The organism is Streptomyces violens (assembly GCF_000717745.1).
GTDB lineage: Bacteria > Actinomycetota > Actinomycetes > Streptomycetales > Streptomycetaceae > Streptomyces > Streptomyces violens.
The window spans coordinates 1-3191 of record NZ_JOBH01000038.1; the positions used below are offsets into that span (position 1 = coordinate 1).

Annotated in this window: 1 rRNA gene; it reads left to right on the plus strand. The window is 56.7% G+C overall.

The features are described 5' to 3' along the window. Positions 1-49: 49 nt before the first annotated feature. Positions 50-3170 (plus strand): 23S ribosomal RNA (locus IF04_RS0135265). The last annotated feature ends 21 nt before the right edge of the window (positions 3171-3191 follow it).

Consider the following 3191-nt stretch of genomic DNA (forward strand, 5'->3'; position numbering starts at 1 on the left):
GGGTGGCTGGTCGTTGCTTGAGAACTGCACAGTGGACGCGAGCATCTGTGGCCAAGTTTTTAAGGGCGCACGGTGGATGCCTTGGCACCAGGAACCGATGAAGGACGTGGGAGGCCACGATAGTCCCCGGGGAGTCGTCAACCAGGCTTTGATCCGGGGGTTTCCGAATGGGGAAACCCGGCAGTCGTCATGGGCTGTCACCCGCTGCTGAACACATAGGCAGTGTGGAGGGAACGCGGGGAAGTGAAACATCTCAGTACCCGCAGGAAGAGAAAACAACCGTGATTCCGGGAGTAGTGGCGAGCGAAACCGGATGAGGCCAAACCGTATTGGTGTGATACCCGGCAGGGGTTGCCAGTGCGGGGTTGTGGGATCTCTTTTCTACAGTCTGCCGGCTGTGGGACGAGTCAGAAACCGTTGATGTAGTCGAAGGACATGCGAAAGGTCCGGCGTAGAGGGTAAGACCCCCGTAGACGAAACGTCAGCGGCTCGTTTAAGAGACACCCAAGTAGCACGGGGCCCGAGAAATCCCGTGTGAATCTGGCGGGACCACCCGTTAAGCCTAAATATTCCCTGGTGACCGATAGCGGATAGTACCGTGAGGGAATGGTGAAAAGTACCGCGGGAGCGGAGTGAAATAGTACCTGAAACCGTGTGCCTACAAGCCGTGGGAGCGTCGCGCAAGGACTTGTCCTTGCGTCGTGACTGCGTGCCTTTTGAAGAATGAGCCTGCGAGTTTGCGGTATGTTGCGAGGTTAACCCGTGTGGGGAAGCCGTAGCGAAAGCGAGTCCGAAGAGGGCGTTTTAGTAGCATGCTCAAGACCCGAAGCGGAGTGATCTAGCCATGGGCAGGTTGAAGCGGAGGTAAGACTTCGTGGAGGACCGAACCCACCAGGGTTGAAAACCTGGGGGATGACCTGTGGTTAGGGGTGAAAGGCCAATCAAACTCCGTGATAGCTGGTTCTCCCCGAAATGCATTTAGGTGCAGCGTCGTGTGTTTCTTGCCGGAGGTAGAGCACTGGATAGGCGATGGGCCCTACCGGGTTACTGACCTTAGCCAAACTCCGAATGCCGGTAAGTGAGAGCGCGGCAGTGAGACTGTGGGGGATAAGCTCCATGGTCGAGAGGGAAACAGCCCAGAGCATCGACTAAGGCCCCTAAGCGTGTGCTAAGTGGGAAAGGATGTGGAGTCGCAGAGACAACCAGGAGGTTGGCTTAGAAGCAGCCACCCTTGAAAGAGTGCGTAATAGCTCACTGGTCAAGTGATTCCGCGCCGACAATGTAGCGGGGCTCAAGCACACCGCCGAAGTCGTGTCATTGCAGCATTACTCCCAACGGAGGCTGTGATGGGTAGGGGAGCGTCGTGTGCCGGGTGAAGCAGCCGTGGAAACGAGTTGTGGACGGTTCACGAGTGAGAATGCAGGCATGAGTAGCGATACACACGTGAGAAACGTGTGCGCCGATTGACTAAGGGTTCCTGGGTCAAGCTGATCTGCCCAGGGTAAGTCGGGACCTAAGGCGAGGCCGACAGGCGTAGTCGATGGACAACCGGTTGATATTCCGGTACCCGCTTTGAAACGCCCAATATCGAATCAGAGGATGCTAAGCCCGTGAAGCCGGCCTGGAGTCTTCGGACAAAGGGACGTGGTGGAGCCGGTGACCCGAGTCTGTAGTAGGTAAGCGATGGGGTGACGCAGGAAGGTAGTCCAGCCCGGGCGGTGGTTGTCCCGGGGTAAGGGTGTAGGACGCACGGTAGGCAAATCCGTCGTGCATGAAGTCTGAGACCTGATGCCGAGCCGATTGTGGTGAAGTGGATGATCCTATGCTGTCGAGAAAAGCCTCTAGCGAGTTTCATGGCGGCCCGTACCCTAAACCGACTCAGGTGGTCAGGTAGAGAATACCGAGGCGTTCGGGTGAACTATGGTTAAGGAACTCGGCAAAATGCCCCCGTAACTTCGGGAGAAGGGGGGCCATTGCTGGTGATGGACTTTTCGTCCTGAGCTGGTGGTGGCCGCAGAGACCAGCGAGAAGCGACTGTTTACTAAAAACACAGGTCCGTGCGAAGCCGTAAGGCGATGTATACGGACTGACGCCTGCCCGGTGCTGGAACGTTAAGGGGACCGGTTAGCTCATCTTCGGATGGGCGAAGCTGAGAACTTAAGCGCCAGTAAACGGCGGTGGTAACTATAACCATCCTAAGGTAGCGAAATTCCTTGTCGGGTAAGTTCCGACCTGCACGAATGGCGTAACGACTTCTCGACTGTCTCAACCATAGGCCCGGTGAAATTGCACTACGAGTAAAGATGCTCGTTTCGCGCAGCAGGACGGAAAGACCCCGGGACCTTTACTATAGCTTGATATTGGTGTTCGGTTCGGCTTGTGTAGGATAGGTGGGAGACTGTGAACCGATCACGCCAGTGGTCGGGGAGTCATTGTTGAAATACCACTCTGGTCGTGCTGGATGTCTAACCTGGGTCCGTGATCCGGATCAGGGACAGTGTCTGGTGGGTAGTTTAACTGGGGCGGTTGCCTCCCAAAGGGTAACGGAGGCGCCCAAAGGTTCCCTCAGCCTGGTTGGCAATCAGGTGTTGAGTGTAAGTGCACAAGGGAGCTTGACTGTGAGACTGACGGGTCGAGCAGGGACGAAAGTCGGGACTAGTGATCCGGCGGTGGCTTGTGGAAGCGCCGTCGCTCAACGGATAAAAGGTACCCCGGGGATAACAGGCTGATCTTCCCCAAGAGTCCATATCGACGGGATGGTTTGGCACCTCGATGTCGGCTCGTCGCATCCTGGGGCTGGAGTCGGTCCCAAGGGTTGGGCTGTTCGCCCATTAAAGCGGTACGCGAGCTGGGTTTAGAACGTCGTGAGACAGTTCGGTCCCTATCCGCTGTGCGCGTAGGAGTATTGAGAAGGGCTGTCCCTAGTACGAGAGGACCGGGACGGACGAACCTCTGGTGTGCCAGTTGTCCTGCCAAGGGCATGGCTGGTTGGCTACGTTCGGGAGGGATAACCGCTGAAAGCATCTAAGCGGGAAGCCTGCTTCAAGATGAGTACTCCCACCTCCTTGAGAGGGTAAGGCTCCCAGTAGACGACTGGGTTGATAGGCCAGATATGGAAGCCCGGTAACGGGTGGAGTTGACTGGTACTAATAGGCCGAGGGCTTGTCCTCAGTTGCTCGCGTCCACTGTGT